We start from the raw sequence: 16,423 nt of genomic DNA, 5'->3' as shown, positions 1-16,423 counted from the left end.
TCTCCCGTCTCAGCGCGTGAAGGCCTGGGCATTGCCCGCATCGACATTGATCATGTTGCCCGTCGACTTCGCCGACATGTCGCTCGCGAGGAAGAATACCGCCTCGGCGATATCCTCGGGCAAAACATCGCGCTTCAGCATCGAGCGCTGGCGATAATGCTCCTCGAGTTCGCTACCGGGATCGATGCCGTGCGCCCCCGCGCGTTCCTGCCGCCAGTCGCCGTCCCAGATTTTTGAGCCGCGGATAACGGCATCGGGGTTGACGATGTTGACGCGGATCCCGTCGCCCGCCCCTTCGAGCGCGAGGCAGCGGGCCAGATGGTTGGCCGCCGCCTTCGCCGAGGCATAGGCCGACGCATTGGTGGCGGCCGCGACCGCATTCTTCGAGCCGATGAACACCACGCTCGCGCCCCCTTGGCCTTTCATCCGCTTCAGCAGCGGCCAGGCGGACCGGGTGGTGAGGAAATAGCCCTCGGCGAGAACGTCGTAATTCCTCTTCCAGAGCGCCGTCGTCGTCTCCTCGAGCGGTGCCGAGGAGGCGATGCCGGCATTGGCGACGAGGATATCGAGCCCGCCGAATTCGCGGGCGCACAGGGCGAACGCCGCCTCGACATCGGCCTCGACGGTCACGTCGCAGCGCGCGGCGCGCACGACGTCCGCCCCGAACTGCCGCGCGAAGCCCGCGCGGACCTCCTCGACGGCGTCGGCGTCGCGATCGGCGAGCAGGACGCAGGCCCCGTCGCGCATCAGCCGCGCCGCGGTCGCGGCGCCGATCCCGCCGGCACCGCCGGTGACGAGGGCGATGCGGCCGGCGAGTGGCCGCGATGCCGGCATGCGCTGGAGCTTCGCTTCCTCGAGCAGCCAATATTCGATATCGAAGGCTTCCTGCTCGTCGAGCGCGATATATTCGCCGATCGCCTCGGCCCCGCGCATCACATTGATAGCGTTGCCGTAGAATTCACCGGCGAGCCGCGCGGTCGTTTTGTCCGAGGCGAACGTGATGCGCCCGACGCCGGGGATCAGGACCACGACCGGGTTGGGATCGCGCATGGCCGGCGAGTTCGCCCGCTTGCAGCGATCATAATAAGCGGCATAGAGCTGGCGGTATTCCTCGATCTGGCCTGCGAGATAGGCCTCGTCGTCGAGACGCGCGGGATCGAGCGCGAGCGGCGCGATCTTGGTACGCAGGAAATGGTCGGGGCAGGACGTGCCGAGCGCCGCCAGTCGCTGGAGATCGGCGCTGCCGACGAATTCCAGCGTCTCGCGATCGTCGGAGAAATGCCCGACCTTGCGCCTCGAACCGGTCATCAGGCCGCGCAGGCGCGGCATCACCGCCGCCGCGATCGACGCGCGGTCGGGAGTCGGCGGGATGATGCTTCCCCCGAAGGCGGGTTTGGCCCCCAGGCGTTCGTTGAGATAGCGGGCGGCGTCGGCGATGAGGCCGATCGTATGCTCGTAGCAATCCTTAGCATTGCCGGCCCAGCAGATGATGCCATGCCCCGCCAGCATCACGCCCTGAACGCCGGGGTTCGCTGCGACAAAGTCGCGAAGCTGGACGCCGAGCGTGTAGCCCGGTCGCTTCCAGGGGAGCCAGCCGATGCGGCCGCCCCAGATCTCCCGCGTCGCGGCCTCGCCCCAGGAACTCGCCGCGAGCGCAATGATCGCGTCGGGGTGGACATGGTCGACATGCGCGAAGGGCAGCATCGAGTGGAGCGGCGTGTCGATCGAGGCCGCCCGGCCGTTCAGGTTGAAGGTGCAATGCGGAAGATAGCCGACCATCTTGTCGTCGTCGTCCGGCCCGCCATAATGGCTTTCGAGCGCCAGCAGCTTGTCCTGATAGAGCGTCGCGAAGCCGTCGAGCGCCATCGAACCGATGTCGCCGCCCGAGCCCTTCACCCACAACACCTCGACCTCATCGCCGGTGAGCGGGTCGATTTCGGTGAGCTTGGCCGAGGTATTGCCGCCGCCGAAATTGGTCACCGTCAGGTCCGAGCCGAGAAGATTCGAGCGATAGAGGAGGAGGGTTGCCGGATCGAGGCTTGCCGCATGCGCATCGTCCCAGCGGCTGGCGGGAACGGCAAAAGGCGTGGCGTTCGTTGGAATATTGGCGTGGGCGTTCATGGCATTCCTGTCCGTGCTGGAATCGTTCCGCCTCTCGGGCGCTGTGAAGGCCCATAGCGATTTCACTAGAAACAATCAATCCTGACTGTTACTGATGCACGAAATTCGTGATCGGATACGAGGGAAAATGAGCGCAATCATCGTCATCGATCTTGGCAAGACGCTGAGCAAGGTGAGTCTCTGGTCGTCCTCGGGCGAGATGCTGGACCGCCAGGTGCGGCCGAACGAGCGCGCCGAGACCGGCGACATCAGCCGTCTCGACGCCCTCGGCATCGAGACCTGGCTGGTCGAAGCGCTCGGCCGCTATGCGGGCGAGGATGTCGGCGCGATCGTTCCGGTCGGCCACGGGGCGGGGGTCGTCGCGGTGAGCGGTCTCACCCCCATCTTCCTCCCGCTCGATTATGAGCAGCCGGTTCCTCCCAACATCCTCGCAGCCTATCGCGAAGAACGGGACAGCTTCGTCGTCACCGGCTCTCCCGCCCTCCCCGGTGGCCTCAACCTCGGCGCGCAGCTCTACTGGATGGACCGGCTTTATCCAAGGGTGATGGCCGGCGCGACGCTGCTGCCCTGGGCCCAATATTGGGCCCTGTTCCTCAGCGGCCGTGCTGCTAGCGAGGTCACAAGCCTCGGCTGCCACAGCGACCTCTGGAACCCCCTTCGCGGCCGCTTCGCTCCGCTCGCGGACCGGATGGGCTGGTCGCGGCGCTTTGCCCCCCTGTCCCGCGCCGGCGACATTCTCGGCCCGATCCGGCCCGAGATCGCGGCGCGCACCGGCCTTCCGGCCACGACGCAAATCTATACCGGGCTCCATGATTCGAACGCGGCGCTCCTCGCCGCCCGCGGCTTCGCGGAAATCGAAGGCCATGAAGCGACGATCCTGTCCACCGGGACCTGGTTCGTGGCGATGCGCCTTACTGCGGAGGCGGTCGACCCGACGCGCCTTCGCGAAGGGCGCGATTGTCTCGTCAACGTCGATGCCTATGGGCGGCCGGTTCCGTCGGCACGCTTCATGGGCGGCCGCGAGATCGAGACCGTCATCGAAATCGACACGCGCCGCGTCGATATCCGTCCCGACCAGCCGAAACTTCTCGCGGCGGTTCCGGCCGTCATCGAAAAGGGCGCGATGATGCGCCCGACGCTGGCACCGGACAGCGGCCCTTTCCCCGACATCAAGGGCGGATGGCTCGCCGAGCCGGCCGACTGGTACGAGCGCCGGGCCGCCATGTGCCTTTATGCCGCGCTCGTCGCGGACACGTCGCTCTCGCTGATCGGCAGTCGCGATCGCCTGCTCGTCGAGGGCCGGTTCGCCGAGGCAGAGGTGTTTGTCCGCGCGCTCGCGGCCCTCAGGCCGGAAACACAGGTCTTCACCGCCAACGCACATAATGACGTCTCGTTCGGTGCGCTCCGGCTCGTCGACCCGTCGCTTCGCCCGCGCGGCCAACTCGTGCGCGTCGAACCGCTCGGCGAGGATCTTTCGCGCTATCGACAGCGATGGACGGCCGAGACGGGAGCTTTCGCATGACCGTCGCGAGCGTAGCCGATTTTCGCGGCGCCGCGCGGCGCCGGCTTCCGCGCTTTCTGTTCGACTATATCGACGGCGGTTCTTACGCCGAGGTCACGCTCGGGCGAAATGTCGAGGATCTGGCGCGCATCGCGCTCCGGCAGCGCGTCCTTCGCGATGTCTCCGCGCTCGACCTTTCCACGGAATTGTTCGGGCAGCGGCTCGCCCTGCCCGTGGCGCTTGCTCCCATTGGTCTCGCCGGTCTGAATGCGCGGCGCGGCGAATGCCAGGCGGTGCGCGCCGCGAACGCCTGCGGAATACCCTTCACCCTCTCCACTGTTTCGGCATGCGATCTCGACGAGGTCGACCGTAGCGCCAGCGCTCCCTTCTGGTTCCAGCTCTACATGATCCGCGACCGCGCCTTCATGCGCGATCTGCTGGCCCGCGCAGCAGCGATGAAGGTCAGCGCCCTCGTCTTCACCGTCGACATGCCCGTGCCCGGCTCGCGCTATCGCGACTATCATAGCGGACTTGCCGGCGCTCCGGGGCTTGCCGGCGCCTCGCGGCGGGCGTTTCAGGCGATGCTGAAACCGCGCTGGGCCTGGGACGTCGGCATAAGAGGCAGGCCCCATACGCTCGGGAATGTCGCGCCGGTCCTCGCCGGCCGGACGGGTATCGAAGACTTTTTCGCGTGGATGCGGAACAACTTCGACCCGGCCATCACCTGGCGCGACATCGAGTTCATCCGGTCGGAGTGGCGCGGCCCGCTCATCATCAAGGGAATTCTGGATCCCGACGATGCGCGCGAAGCGGCAAGGGTCGGCGCGGACGCGATCGTCGTTTCGAACCATGGCGGCCGCCAACTCGACGGAGTCCTGTCGAGCGCGCAGGCACTGCCGCCCATCGCCGATGCCGTGGGCGACGCCCTCGCGATTCTCGCCGATGGCGGCGTGCGATCGGGGCTTGATGTCGTCCGCCTTCTTGCTCTCGGCGCGAAGGGTATCCTGCTCGGCAGGGCGTGGGCCTGGGCGCTGGCGGCCGACGGAGAGGCGGGCGTGACCAAGATGCTCAAGCTTATCGAAGCGGAAATGCGGGTGGCGATGGCGCTGACCGGCGCGACGAGCGTAGCCGATATCAACCGGAGCATTCTCGTCTAGGCCCTCATCCATCGGAGCCGGCCCGGCAGCTCCGACTTGTACGCTGGAAACCGTCCCTATTGGCTGTTCGTGATCGGACAGCCCCAGGACAGTTGTCGTGCCAGCCGCGGGCCATGACGCACCCGAGGCACTCACATACTTGTTCCCGCGAAGCAGCCTGTCCTGGCGAACTGCCCGAGACTGCGATCGGCAAGGTGCGGCGGATCGTGCTGCGCGCGGGAGAGAGGAGCAGCCGAAAAGGCGTGGAGAAGCGTGGCTCGGAGCCGCCCAGCGCGCTCCGCGCAAACAGAACTCGAATCTTACAAGCAGCCTTGACTGCTAATTCAGCTCGCCTAGGATGCGGCGGACAGGGCCCCGGCAGACGGCCCAAGGGGAGCGATGATGAAAGTGACGAAGACCAAGCGTTTCACCCCGGCATCGCGTCTTGTGCTCGGACTCTGCATCGCGATGGCCGCGCCCGGTCCCGCGATCGGCCAGTCCGACACCGACGCTGAGCTCATGAGCGACTTCGAAACCCCGCCCGCAAGCGCCCGCCCGCGCGTCTGGTGGCACTGGATGAACGGCAATGTCACCGAGGACGGGATCGCCAAGGACATCGCCTGGATGAAGCGCGTCGGGATCGGCGGCCTCCAGAATTTCGATGCGAGCCTGATGACCCCCAAGGTTGTCGACAAGCGGCTCGTCTACATGACCCCCGAATGGAAAAAGGCCTTCCGCTTCGCGGCCGAGCAGGCCGACGCGAACGGGCTCGAGCTGGCGATCGCGGCATCGCCGGGCTGGTCCGAAACGGGCGGTCCCTGGGTGAAACCCGAAGAAGCGATCAAGAAGCTGAGCTGGTCGGTGACCGAGGTCATGGGCGGCCGTAAACTGGCGGGAAAGCTTGCGCCCCCTCCCGAGACGACCGGTCCTTTCCAGGCCGTCACCGACGGAGACGAACTTGGTATCGGCGGAAGCACGAAGACGATTCCGTCCCTCTACCGCGACGTCGCCGTCTACGCGATTCCGCTGGATGGCTCCGCCCGGCTTTCGCCGCCGACGGTGCGGCGCGCCGACGGCACGGCGGCCGACCTCTCGCTTCTCAATGACGGCGATTATTCGAAGACGGTCGATCTCGGCAAAGGGACCGCCGGGGCTCCTCCTGCGTTGCTGCTGACCTATGACGCGCCGCAGGAGGTGCGCTCCGCGACGCTCTTCATGCGCGAGGTGACCGGGCTCGGAGCTTCGCCGCGCTTCACCCCGACCCTCGAAGTGCGTTCGGGATCCGAGTGGACCCCCCTCGCGAAGCTCGAAGTGTCGAACGTGCCGACGACAGTCGCGTTCGCGCCGGTACGCGCCGCCGAATTCCGGGTCGTATTCAGCCCCTACACGGGCAAGAAGGGGCCCTCGCTCATGGCTGGTGCCCCGGGCGTCGTGGTGCCCGGCTCGCTGGCTCCTGATACCGGCCCGCCGGCGGTCAAGGTCGCCGAACTCACATTGTCGAACAGCGCGGTGATCGACCGGTTCGAGAGCAAGGCGGCCTATTCGCTCACCAACGATTATTACGCCCTCGCCACGAGCGCAGACCCCGCCGAGGCAGGAGTCGCGGTCAAGTCGATCGTCAACCTCACCAGCCGGCTGCGCCCCGACGGCACGCTCGACTGGACGCCGCCCAAGGGCAAGTGGCGCATATTGCGGATGGGTTGGACGCTCACCGGCAAGACAAATCACCCGGCGCCTGCCGAGGCGACGGGCCTCGAGGTCGACAAGCTCGATGGCGCGGCCGTCGAGCGCTATCTGCGCCACTATCTCGACATGTATCGCGAAGCCGCGGGAAGCGAACTGGTCGGAGCGCGCGGCGTACGCGCGCTGCTCAATGATTCGACAGAGGTCGGCACCTTCAACTGGACGCCGCGCATGGTGGAGCAGTTCCGGCGTTTGCGCGGCTATGACCCGACGCCCTGGCTGCCAACGCTCAGCGGGATCATCATCGGGACGCGCGCGGAAAGCGACCGCTTCCTCTACGACTATCGCCGCACGCTCGCCGAACTGCACGCCAGCGAACATTATGCGACGGTGGCACGGATCGCGAAGGAATATGGGCTGACCACCTATGGCGAGGCGATCGAGGATCGCCGGATGGTCATTGGCGACGACATGGCCATGCGTCGTTACGCCGATATCCCGATGGGCGCGCTGTGGGTCTGGAACGATGCCGGCGGTGTCCGCCCCACCCTGCTCGGCGATATGAAAGGGGCGAGTTCGGTCGGCCATTTCTACGGCAAGAATGTCGTTGCGGCCGAATCGATGACCTCCGCATTGACGCCCTGGGCGATGGCACCCTCGGACCTGCGGCGCGTGATCGATCTCGAATTCGCGCACGGCATCAATCGGCCGGTCGTCCACACTTCGGTGCACCAGCCGCTCGACGACAAGAAGCCCGGCCTGTCGCTGATGATCTTCGGACAGTTCTTCAACCGGCACGAAAGCTGGGCTGAAATGGCCAAGCCATGGGTCGATTATATGGCTCGCAACAGCTTCCTGCTCCAGCAGGGCGAGAATGTGGCGGACGTCGCTTATTTCTACGGCGAGGAGGCGCCGATCAGCGCCATCACGGCCTACGCCCCGCTCGCCGACACGCCCGTCCGTCATGCCTATGATTTCGTGAATGCCGAGGGACTGTTGGACGGCCTCAGCGTCGATGCCGACGGGCGGCTGCGGGCGCCGTCGGGAAACAGCTACCGTATTCTCTATCTTGGTGGCCGCAGCAGCCGGATGACGCTCGCAGCGCTCCGGAAACTGGCGGCGCTCGCCGAGGGCGGCGCGACGATCGTCGGCATGCCGCCCGCAGCGAGCCCGAGCCTTGCCGACGATCCCGCGCAGACCGAGGCGCTCGTCAAGCGGCTCTGGGCCGGCGGGTCCGAGACGCGTGTCGGAAAGGGCCGTGTGATCGCAAGTTCCGACATCGAGGCGAGCCTTGCCCGCGTCGGCGTCCTTCCCGACGTAGACCTCGGCACAGCCGCGCCAGACACGATGTTCGTCCATCGCCGGCTCAAGGACGGCGACCTTTATTTTCTCGTCAATCGTTCGAAGAAGCCGGTGACGATCGACGGGCGCTTTCGCGTGACCGGCAAGGCACCCGACAGGCTGGACGCCGTCGACGGAACGTCGGCGCCGCTCTCCTATCGGCAGGATGGCGCGGTCACGGTGGTCCCGATCGAGCTGGGTCCCGAGAAAAGCATGCATATTCTCTTCCGCAGGCCCGCGGAGGCCACCGAGCGGACCGTGGTACCGGCCGCGCTTGCGCCCGCCACCGAGCTCATGGGAGGGTGGACGGTCGCGTTCCAGGCCGGCCGGGGCGCTCCCGCCTCTGCCGAGCTGTCGAAACTCGCATCGCTCTCAGACCATAGCGATCCTGCAATCCGCTATTTCTCGGGCGAGGCGGTTTACAGCAAGAGCTTTCGCCTGCCCAAGGGTGCGCGCGCCGGCAAGCCGCTCTGGCTCGATCTCGGTGCTGTCGGCGACCTTGCCGAAGTCCGGGTCAACGGACAGGTCGTGGGCAGCGTATGGCAGGCGCCCTTCCGTCTCGACATCGGCTCAGCGCTCCGACCGGGGGAAAACCGCCTCGAGGTCAGGGTAGCCAATCTCTGGGTCAACCGGCTGATCGGCGACATGCAGCCGGGCGCGACGAAGACGACCTTCGTCACGATCCCTACCTTCAAGTCCGATGCGCCGCTGCGTCCCTCCGGACTGATCGGCCCCGTCAGGCTCCAGCCGCAGCGCTAGAGCGGGATCCGATCCGGCGCGGCGCCACCGCGCTTCCCGGCCCGCATCGGCGAAATGACGACATTTCGCCGATGCGGCTGACCGTAAGTTGCCGCCCGCGGTGCAACTCTGCTTGAAAATCGGGCTGCTATCGTTCACCCCATCGGCAACGCGGCCGCGCGCAACCCCTGGCGGCCCGAGGGGACCCGAGTTGATGGCAAGCAAGACGTTACCGAAGGACAATACCGTCAAGACCGCGAAGCCGCCGCGCAAGACCCAGGCCGAGCGGAGCGCTGCGACGCGAAAAATCCTGCTCGATGCGGCGATCAAATGCCTGTTCGAGCATGGCTATGGAACCACGACGACGATTCTCGTTGCCGAGATGGCCGGGGTCAGCCGCGGCGCGATGCTGCACCAGTTTCCCTCCAAGGCGGATTTGATGAGCTTTGTGGTCGAGGCCGTCTTCGAGGACGAGGTTCGCCAATATGGCAAGCTGCTGAAGGGCATCGACGATCCGCGCGAGCGTCTCCTCGCCTATCCGATGGCGGTCTGGAAGCTGCACAGCCGTCCCGCCGGGGTCGCCGTGATGGAGATTTTCCAGGGATCGCGCAGCGATCATGCGCTCGCCCGGAAACTCAAGCAGACGCAGGCGAAAATCGACAAGTTCGCAGTCGCCTCGCTCGAGTCCGAATTCCCGCATGGCGTTTCGATTCCCCTCCTGCAACTCATCGTGGGCGTCGCGCGCGGCCTCGCGGTCTCGCAGCTCATCGCGCCGACCGCACGCAGCGCCAAGGAACCGATGGAGCTTTTCCAGGATTTGCTGCGCGCCGGGATGGAGGCGCATCTCCTGCGCGCCGACACCAAGGGCAAGAAGAAGTAGCGGCGGGTCCGTTTTCATAAACAGACAGTATTGACTGTATGTCTATACTAAGGCACCTTGGGCGTCTGCCGCTTCCCCTTTTTGGCGGCGCAAGGAAGGATGTCACATGAAGTTGATGCTCGCAGCCACCGCGCTGCTTCTCGCCGCCAGCCCGGCCCACGCCGAGCCGGCGAACACCGCCGCCGCCCCGGCCGCGGCTCCCGCCGCACCCGCTCCGGCGAATGCTCAGCCCTTTTCGCGCGACACCACGCTCGAGGCGTTGATGGCCAATCCCGCCGCGAAGACCGCGACGCTCACCGTTTTTCCCGACCTCGACAAGCATCCCGCCTGGGACATGATCAAGGCCATGAGTGCAAAGCAGATTGCCGAGGCGACGGGTGCCATCCCGGAAGACAAGCTCGTCGCTCTCGACGCAGCGCTCAAGGATGTGAAATAAGCGCCATCGCCGTGGCGCAGAACAGGGCCGCCCCGTCGCGACGCGACCGGGCGGCCTTTTTCGTCAGGCGGCGATCTCGAGCGAAGGAATCTCGCCTGCGAGGACCTGCTCAGCGGAGGACCGGCTGACGGCGAGAGCGAGCGGGCCCTCAGGCACGGCCCATTTCTTCGCCGCGTCGTCCCAGCGCGAATAGGTCCGCGCGTCGAGTTCTATTGTCACCCGCTTGCGTTCGCCGGCAGCAAGCTCGGTTCGCGCGAAGCCCGCGAGCCGCCAGCTTTCCCGGCCGAGCCGGTCTGCGGCGCGAACATAGACCTGCGGCACGTCGGCACCGCTGCGCCCGCCGGTATTTTCCACATCGAAGGACACGCGCGGACGCCCGCCTTCCCGTTCGACCGACAGGTCATGATAGGAAAAACTGGTGTAGCTGAGCCCGAATCCGAACGGGAAAAGGGGCACATGTCCGCTGATCTCGTACCAGCGGTAACCCGCATTCGCGCCCTCGACATAGTCGATGGCAAAGGGAGCGACCGTCGCCGCCGGATCGCCGGCGGCGCGCGCTGCGGCGCGCGCGGCGACTTCCGCGAGCCCGCCGGGTTCGGTGCGCGGCGCCTGCTCGTCGGTTGCCGGGAACGTGATCGGAAGCCGGCCCGAAGGGTTCGCATCGCCGAGCAGCAGGCGCGCTATCGCTTCGCCGCCCCGTTCACCAGGGAACCAGGCCTCGAGCACAGCCCGAACCGAGGAAAGCCACGGCATGAGGACGGGTCCGCCCGTCTCGAGGACGACGACCACATCGGGATTGGCGGCGGACACTGCCTCGATGAGACGATCCTGCTCGCCGGGCAGGGCCAGGGTCAGCGCGTCGATGGCCTCGCACTGCCACTGCGTCGCGAAAATGATCGCGACATCGGCCTCGCGGGCGAGCGCGGCAGCGGCATCGATGTCGACGCCGTCGGCGTAGCGAATGTCCGCCTGCGGAAGCCGCTTGCGCAGGGCTTCGAGGGGGGATGACCCATGGTCGGTCTCGCGGCAGAACCATGCCGCATCTCCCCCGTCGAGCGGTCGCTCGTAGGGAACGCCGGCGCGCGAGCGTACCTGCGAGGAGCCGCCACCCGAAGGCACGCCGCAATCGGCGCGCCCGCCGATAACCGCGATCGTGCGGATATCCTCGCCGAGCGGCAGCATGCCGCCTTCGTTCCGCAGCAGCACGGCGCCCGCTTCGGCGACCTGCTGGGCGATACCGGCGTTGCGCGTCTCGTCAATCTGCGGCTCTTCATCCGCGGGGTCGAGCGCACCGACCGCGATCATCGCGCCGAGGATCCGCGCGGCCATGTCGTCGATGCGGCTTTCGGGCACGCGTCCCGCCTCCACCGCATCGCGCAAGCGGTCGGTAAAGAAGATCGCGCCGTTGAGCATTTCGTCCAGTTCGATGCCCGATTCCTGATCGAGGCCCGCCAGCGCCGCCTTCTCGGTCGAATGAACAGCGCCCCAGTCGGACATCACCCAACCGGGATAATTCCATTCGCCTTTGAGGACGTCATTGATCAGCTCGGCATGCTCGCCGCCATATTCGCCATTGATGCGATTATAGGAGGTCATGATCGAGGCAGGCTGGCAAATCTCGATCGCTATCTCGAAGGCGAGAAGATCGCTTTCGCGCAGATCGGTTGTATCGATCCGCGCGTCGGCCACCATCCGGCCGGTTTCCTGCGAGTTGAGCACAAAATGCTTGAGCGTCGCGCCGATGCGATTGCTCTGGACGCCCGCGACCGAGGCACCGCCGAGGACGCCGGTCAGCAAGGCATCCTCGCCGATATATTCGAAATTGCGGCCGGCCCAGGGATCGCGGGCCAGATTGATGCCGCCCGCGAGCATGACGTTGAAGCCCTTGGCCCGGGCCTCGCTCCCGATCATGGCGCCTCCCGCAAAGGCCAATCCGGGGTCGAAGCTCGCGCCCGTCGCGAGCGACGAAGGCAGCGCCGTCGCGCTGTCGCCCGGTCGCATCTCGAGGACGTTGGCGACGCCAAGGCTTGCATCGATGATCCGCAGGTCGGGAATTCCCAGCCGCTCGCAGCCGCGCGTGAATCCCGAGCACATCGGCATGTCGAGCTCGCGTGCGCGCGGCGAGATATAGGGGAAGGAGCTGACGACGAGCGACAGCTTCTCGTCGAGCGTCAATTGGGCAACAAGTCCCAGCGCCCTCTCGCGATGCCCGCCCACCCCTTTGGCTCCCTGCTTGATCGCGTCGAGATCGGTCATCCTGCCCTGTCGCTCCCTATCGTATTTTTCGGACCTGCTGCCCATTCTCTAGGCAAGCGTCGAAGATTTTACAAGCATTTATGACTGTTTGTTTCTTGATTGAGGCGAGTGCAACATGCCCTCTTGCGTCCTTGCTACAAAACAGTCAGATATGCTTCTAAATGCCCTCGATGCAGGGGCCGAAACGGGAGACGATGAAAATGAGTGTTGAATTGGATCGCCGCGCCATCCTCCTCGGAGCCACGGCCGCCACGATCGCAGCGGCGGCGCCTGCCGCGGCAAAGGTCAAGACGCAGCGCCGGCCCGGCTTTCTCTGGGGGACCTCAGGTGCAGCCTATCAGGTCGAGGGCAATAATGTCGGCAGCGACATCTGGCTGCTCGAGCATCTGAAGCCGTCGCTTTTCAAGGAGGTGTCGGGCGATGCGGCCGACACCTACCACCGCTACGCGGAAGACATAGCGCTCGCGGCCTCGCTCGGCTTCAACACGCATCGCTTCTCGATCGAATGGTCGCGCGTCGAACCCGAACCCGGGCAATATTCGCTCGCGGCCATCGCTTATTATCGCGGCGTGATCGACGAGATCCGCAAGCACCGGATGACCCCCGTCGTCGTCTACAATCATTTCACGGTCCCGCGCTGGTTCGCCGGCATCGGCGGCTTCACCCGCGTCGAGAATGTCGATCATTTCGTGCGCTACTGCCGTTTCGTCACCGAGAGACTCGGTGATCTTTTCGATATCGCGATCACGCAGAACGAGCCCAATCTCTGGGCGCAATTGTCCTGGACCCCCGCCTATCCGCGCCTGCGGGCGGCGTTCGATGCGGCCAACAAGGCAGCCGCCAAGGCAGAGGGCCGCGAAATTTTCGCCTCGCCGACGCTGACCGACTGGAAAGTGCAGCAGCCGATCATGATTGAGGCGCATCACAAGGCGCGCGAGGCGATTCGTGCCGCCTCCAATGGACGCATCGAAGTCGGCTTCACCCTTTCGCTGCCCGACGACCGTGCGCCGCGGAGCGGACCGAGCGGCGTCGAACGCAAGCGTGCCGATTATGTCCTCCCGTGGCTCGCCGCAGACTATGACTTCATCGGTCTTCAGAATTACAGCTATTATGAGGTGGGAGAGAAGGCGGACCTGCCGACACCGGCGGGCGTCGAGGTCGCACAGACCGGCGCTCCGCTTGCCCCCGAGACCCTCGCCAACGTCGTCCGGATGGTGGCGAGCCAAACGAAGAAGCCCATCCTCATCACCGAACATGGCTGCGCGACCGAGGATGACAGCCGGCGTGTCTACCTCATCGAGAACGCACTGAAAGGCGTCTACGACTGCATCCGCGACGGCATCGACGTGCGAGGCTACCTCCACTGGTCGCTGCTCGACAATTACGAGTGGTTCTACGGCTATACGCAGAAATACGGTCTCGTCTCGGTCGATCGCACGACGTTCAAGCGGACCCCGAAGCCCAGCGCGAGGGTGCTGGGCCGGATTGCGAGCCGCGGCCTGCCGGCAGGCCTTGGCCGCCGCTGATGTGGCGACGACGGAGCGAGGCCCCGATGCGGTCTCGCTGCGCGCCCATCGTGTCACGGCCGGTCGCTGCGCACCCCCGGCCCGGCTGATATTTTACGGTCAATATTGATTGCAAGTTCGACGAATGCTATCCCGGCACCGGCGGCATTCATGACGCCGTACGGGGTCGCCCCGGACCTGTGGAGAGCCCATGACACGTTTTCTGTTTTCCTCGCTCGCGATCGCGTCCGCCCTCGTCTCGGCGCCGCTCGTTATGGCCGGTCCAGCTGCGGCGCAAGCTGACCCGGCGCGCGGCGAGACCCTTTTCAAACAGCGATGCGCGATGTGCCATACGGTCAAGGGCAAGGGCGGCAAGCTCGGTCCCGATCTGACCGGGGTTGTCGGTCGCAAGGCGGGCTCGGGAAGCTTCGCCTATTCGCCCGCCATGAAATCGTCGAAGCTCGTCTGGAAGCCGGCGACGATCGAGACCTATCTCGCCGCGCCGACCAAGCTCATCCCCGGGAGCCGGATGACGATCTCGGTGAGCAAGCCGGACGAGCGCAAGGCGCTCGCATCCTACCTCGCTTCGGTCAGGTAGAAATCTCCCCTCGCCTGCGGCGTATCGCCGCGGACCGTCAAAATAGGCGGCATTCCGATTATGGAATGCCGCCCGAGTTGTCCGGCCATTTGACCGGCGGCGGGAGAGAGAGGCGTCTCCCGAAGCTAGTCACTTTTGCCAAGCGGCCCGGCGCTTCACCGGGGCATTCTCACGATCATGCAGCCGTAGGGCGCCAGATCGATATCGCCGTCCGGCGAGGCGACCGTGCGCGCCTCGGCGCCTGTATTCTGCAGGAAGCGATATGTTCCCGACGGCCCGCTGCGGCAGACCTGCTCGACCCCGGGCGGCAGCGCCGGCGGGTGGATGCCGGCTTGGGCGAAGAGCGGGTCGAACAGGCTCGCTGCCAGTCCGGGGGTCAGATAGGTGCCGACATAGATCACTTGGCCGGCTCCGAGCCGGCGACGGGTAATCGCCGCCTCCCCGGCCAGAAAACGCGACGCCCATCGCCCGATGACTTCGGTGCCAGGCGCGGGATCGACGATTTCATAGCCGTGCGCGGCGCGGATTTCCGCGCCGCCCAGCTCGATGAAATGCTCACGCTTCGCAGACTCGGCGACGCGACCGCTCTGAAGCGCCTCGACCTGGAACACCGCGCCCGACAGTAGCGATGAAGCTCCGGGAGCGGGCAAGCGCCCGAACTCCCTGACGCTGACCCCGCAAAGGCCGCGCAGCGCTCCGGGCGCTGCCGTCTCGAGGACATGGTTGTTCTCGTTCCGGGTCGCCGTCCGCGCCCCGACCACGATTATGCCGCCGGCCTCGACGAAGGCTGTCAGATTGTCCGTCCACCGCGCGTCCCAGAGCGCCAGATGCGGGACGAAAGCGATCTTCGCCCGCGCGAGGTCGTCGCCCGGTGCCGCGAAGCTGCAGACGATATTGCGCTGGTAGCAATGGTGATGGAGCGGCAACGACAGCTCGGCGAGGCTCGGCAATCCCAGCGAGAAGCTTGCCTGGGCGATCTCATTCTCCCAGTCGGCCGCGAGGATCGCGACGTTGGCATCGACGCTCGTTCCGAGGATGTCGCCGCGCACCGCCTTCAGGTCGGCGATCGTCTCTTTGAGCTCGGCGTAGCGGCGGCGCGGCACCCGGTCGTGGTCGAGCGCGCCCATCCAATAGGCCTCGGCGCCATAGCGCGCACTCGTCCAGCGGAACCACAGGATGCCGTCGGCGCCGCGTGCGACGGACGAGAAGGCGAAGCGCCTGAGCTCGCCCGGTTCGGGCGCGGGAATGGCAAAACCTGGGTGCGCGCCGCTGCCGAGTTGCAGCTCCGGTATGATGAAATTGCCGCTCCATCCGCGAAAGCTGTCGAGCTGCATGGCCTGCGAATAGCCGAGCCCCGCCTTCAAATATTCGTCGCGCAGCCCGGGATAGACGTCGGTACCGAGGAAATCGAGGTCGGCCCCGAAGTCCCGAAGGTCGGTATCATTCAGCCGGCCGATATTGTGGAAGAGGAACCAGTCCGGATTGGCGGCCCGCAGGATCGCGAGCTGCTCGCGCTGGAAATCGCGTGTCGCATCGGCAAGGAAGCGGCGATAGTCGAGAAGATGCGACGGATCGGCGGATGCGGGCCGGTTGTTCACCGGCGTCTCGATCTCGCCGAAATCGCCATATTGCCGGTTCCAGAAGACGGTCCCCCATGCCGCGTTCAGCGCACCGATATCGCGGTAGCGCGCCCTCAGCCACAGCCGGAAGGCTGCCTGCGCGGCGTCCGAGTGGGTTTCGGAGAAATGCGTGTTGAACTCATTGTCCGTCTGCCAGCCGATGACGTGGCGATTGCCGCGATAATGATCGGCGAGTGCCCGGGTGATGCGGCGGCTGTGGTCGCGAAACAGCGGGCTGGTGACGTCTGCATGTTGGCGCGAGCCGTGGCGCTGCGACCGGCCGTCGCCATCGACGCGCAGGATGCCGGGATGACGGTGGCTGAGCCAGCGCGGCGGTGTCGCGGTCGGTGTGCAGAAGATCGTGTCGATGCCGTGCGCCCCGAGAACCGCGATCGCCTCGTCGAAAAGCGAGAAATCGAACCGCCCTTCCTCCGGCTCGACGACGCTCCAGGCAAACTCCCCCATGCGAACGGTCTCGATACCGGCCTCGGCCATCAGCCGCGCATCGTCGGAGATCTGCTCGCGTGGCTCCTGTTCGGGGAAATGACAGATGCCGATGAGGAAGCGGCAGTGCGGCAGCGGCCGCCACGGCCCAATGTCCTGACCCAT

At 66.0% G+C, this 16,423-nt stretch carries 10 protein-coding genes; 7 read left to right on the top strand and 3 right to left on the bottom strand.

Annotated features, from left to right (window positions below):
• Positions 1-9: 9 nt before the first annotated feature.
• Entirely contained in the window at positions 10-2,121 is a 2,112-nt protein-coding gene (locus VGU00_RS05995) for a bifunctional rhamnulose-1-phosphate aldolase/short-chain dehydrogenase (protein ID WP_327466520.1), read from the bottom strand.
• A 127-nt stretch (positions 2,122-2,248) separates the two neighbouring features.
• On the opposite strand from VGU00_RS05995, the gene VGU00_RS05990 reads away from it, so the two are divergent.
• The 5 genes from VGU00_RS05990 (at position 2,249) to VGU00_RS05970 (ending at position 9,836) form a co-directional block, all read left to right on the top strand.
• Positions 2,249-3,643 (top strand): carbohydrate kinase, encoded by a 1,395-nt coding sequence (locus tag VGU00_RS05990; RefSeq protein WP_327466518.1) that lies wholly within the window; start codon positions 2,249-2,251, stop codon positions 3,641-3,643.
• Complete coding sequence (gene lldD, locus VGU00_RS05985) at positions 3,640-4,779, top strand: FMN-dependent L-lactate dehydrogenase LldD (RefSeq protein ID WP_327466516.1); 1,140 nt, start codon at positions 3,640-3,642, stop codon at positions 4,777-4,779. The genes VGU00_RS05990 and lldD overlap by 4 nt, the downstream gene beginning before the upstream one ends.
• Positions 4,780-5,157: 378 nt before the next feature.
• Positions 5,158-8,541: a glycosyl hydrolase gene (locus tag VGU00_RS05980; protein WP_327466514.1), complete on the top strand. Its 3,384-nt coding sequence runs from the start codon at positions 5,158-5,160 to the stop codon at positions 8,539-8,541.
• Between the two features lie 193 nt (positions 8,542-8,734).
• Complete coding sequence (locus tag VGU00_RS05975) at positions 8,735-9,400, top strand: TetR/AcrR family transcriptional regulator (RefSeq protein WP_327466512.1); 666 nt, start codon at positions 8,735-8,737, stop codon at positions 9,398-9,400.
• A 106-nt stretch (positions 9,401-9,506) separates the two neighbouring features.
• Positions 9,507-9,836, top strand: coding sequence for a hypothetical protein (locus VGU00_RS05970; RefSeq protein ID WP_327466510.1), 330 nt, complete (start codon positions 9,507-9,509; stop codon positions 9,834-9,836).
• 63 nt (positions 9,837-9,899) lie between these two features.
• Here the strand turns inward: VGU00_RS05970 and VGU00_RS05965 are convergent, their stop codons facing one another.
• A complete protein-coding gene (locus tag VGU00_RS05965; protein WP_327466508.1) occupies positions 9,900-12,092 on the bottom strand; it encodes a beta-glucosidase in 2,193 nt (730 codons plus the stop codon).
• 200 nt (positions 12,093-12,292) lie between these two features.
• Between VGU00_RS05965 and VGU00_RS05960 the strand changes: the two genes are divergently transcribed.
• The gene (locus VGU00_RS05960) at positions 12,293-13,618 is read left to right on the top strand and encodes a family 1 glycosylhydrolase (RefSeq protein ID WP_327466506.1); all 1,326 of its coding nucleotides are present in this window, start codon (positions 12,293-12,295) and stop codon (positions 13,616-13,618) included.
• 190 nt (positions 13,619-13,808) lie between these two features.
• Positions 13,809-14,195 (top strand): c-type cytochrome, encoded by a 387-nt coding sequence (locus tag VGU00_RS05955; RefSeq protein WP_327466504.1) that lies wholly within the window; start codon positions 13,809-13,811, stop codon positions 14,193-14,195.
• A 155-nt stretch (positions 14,196-14,350) separates the two neighbouring features.
• Here the strand turns inward: VGU00_RS05955 and VGU00_RS05950 are convergent, their stop codons facing one another.
• The gene (locus tag VGU00_RS05950) at positions 14,351-16,423 is read right to left on the bottom strand and encodes a beta-galactosidase (protein ID WP_327466502.1); all 2,073 of its coding nucleotides are present in this window, start codon (positions 16,421-16,423) and stop codon (positions 14,351-14,353) included.

The sequence above is a fragment of the Sphingopyxis sp. genome (assembly GCF_035944815.1).
Lineage (GTDB): Bacteria > Pseudomonadota > Alphaproteobacteria > Sphingomonadales > Sphingomonadaceae > Sphingopyxis.
The sequence above is the reverse complement of the archived record's forward strand: the minus strand, read 5'-3'. Positions and strand labels throughout refer to the sequence as shown.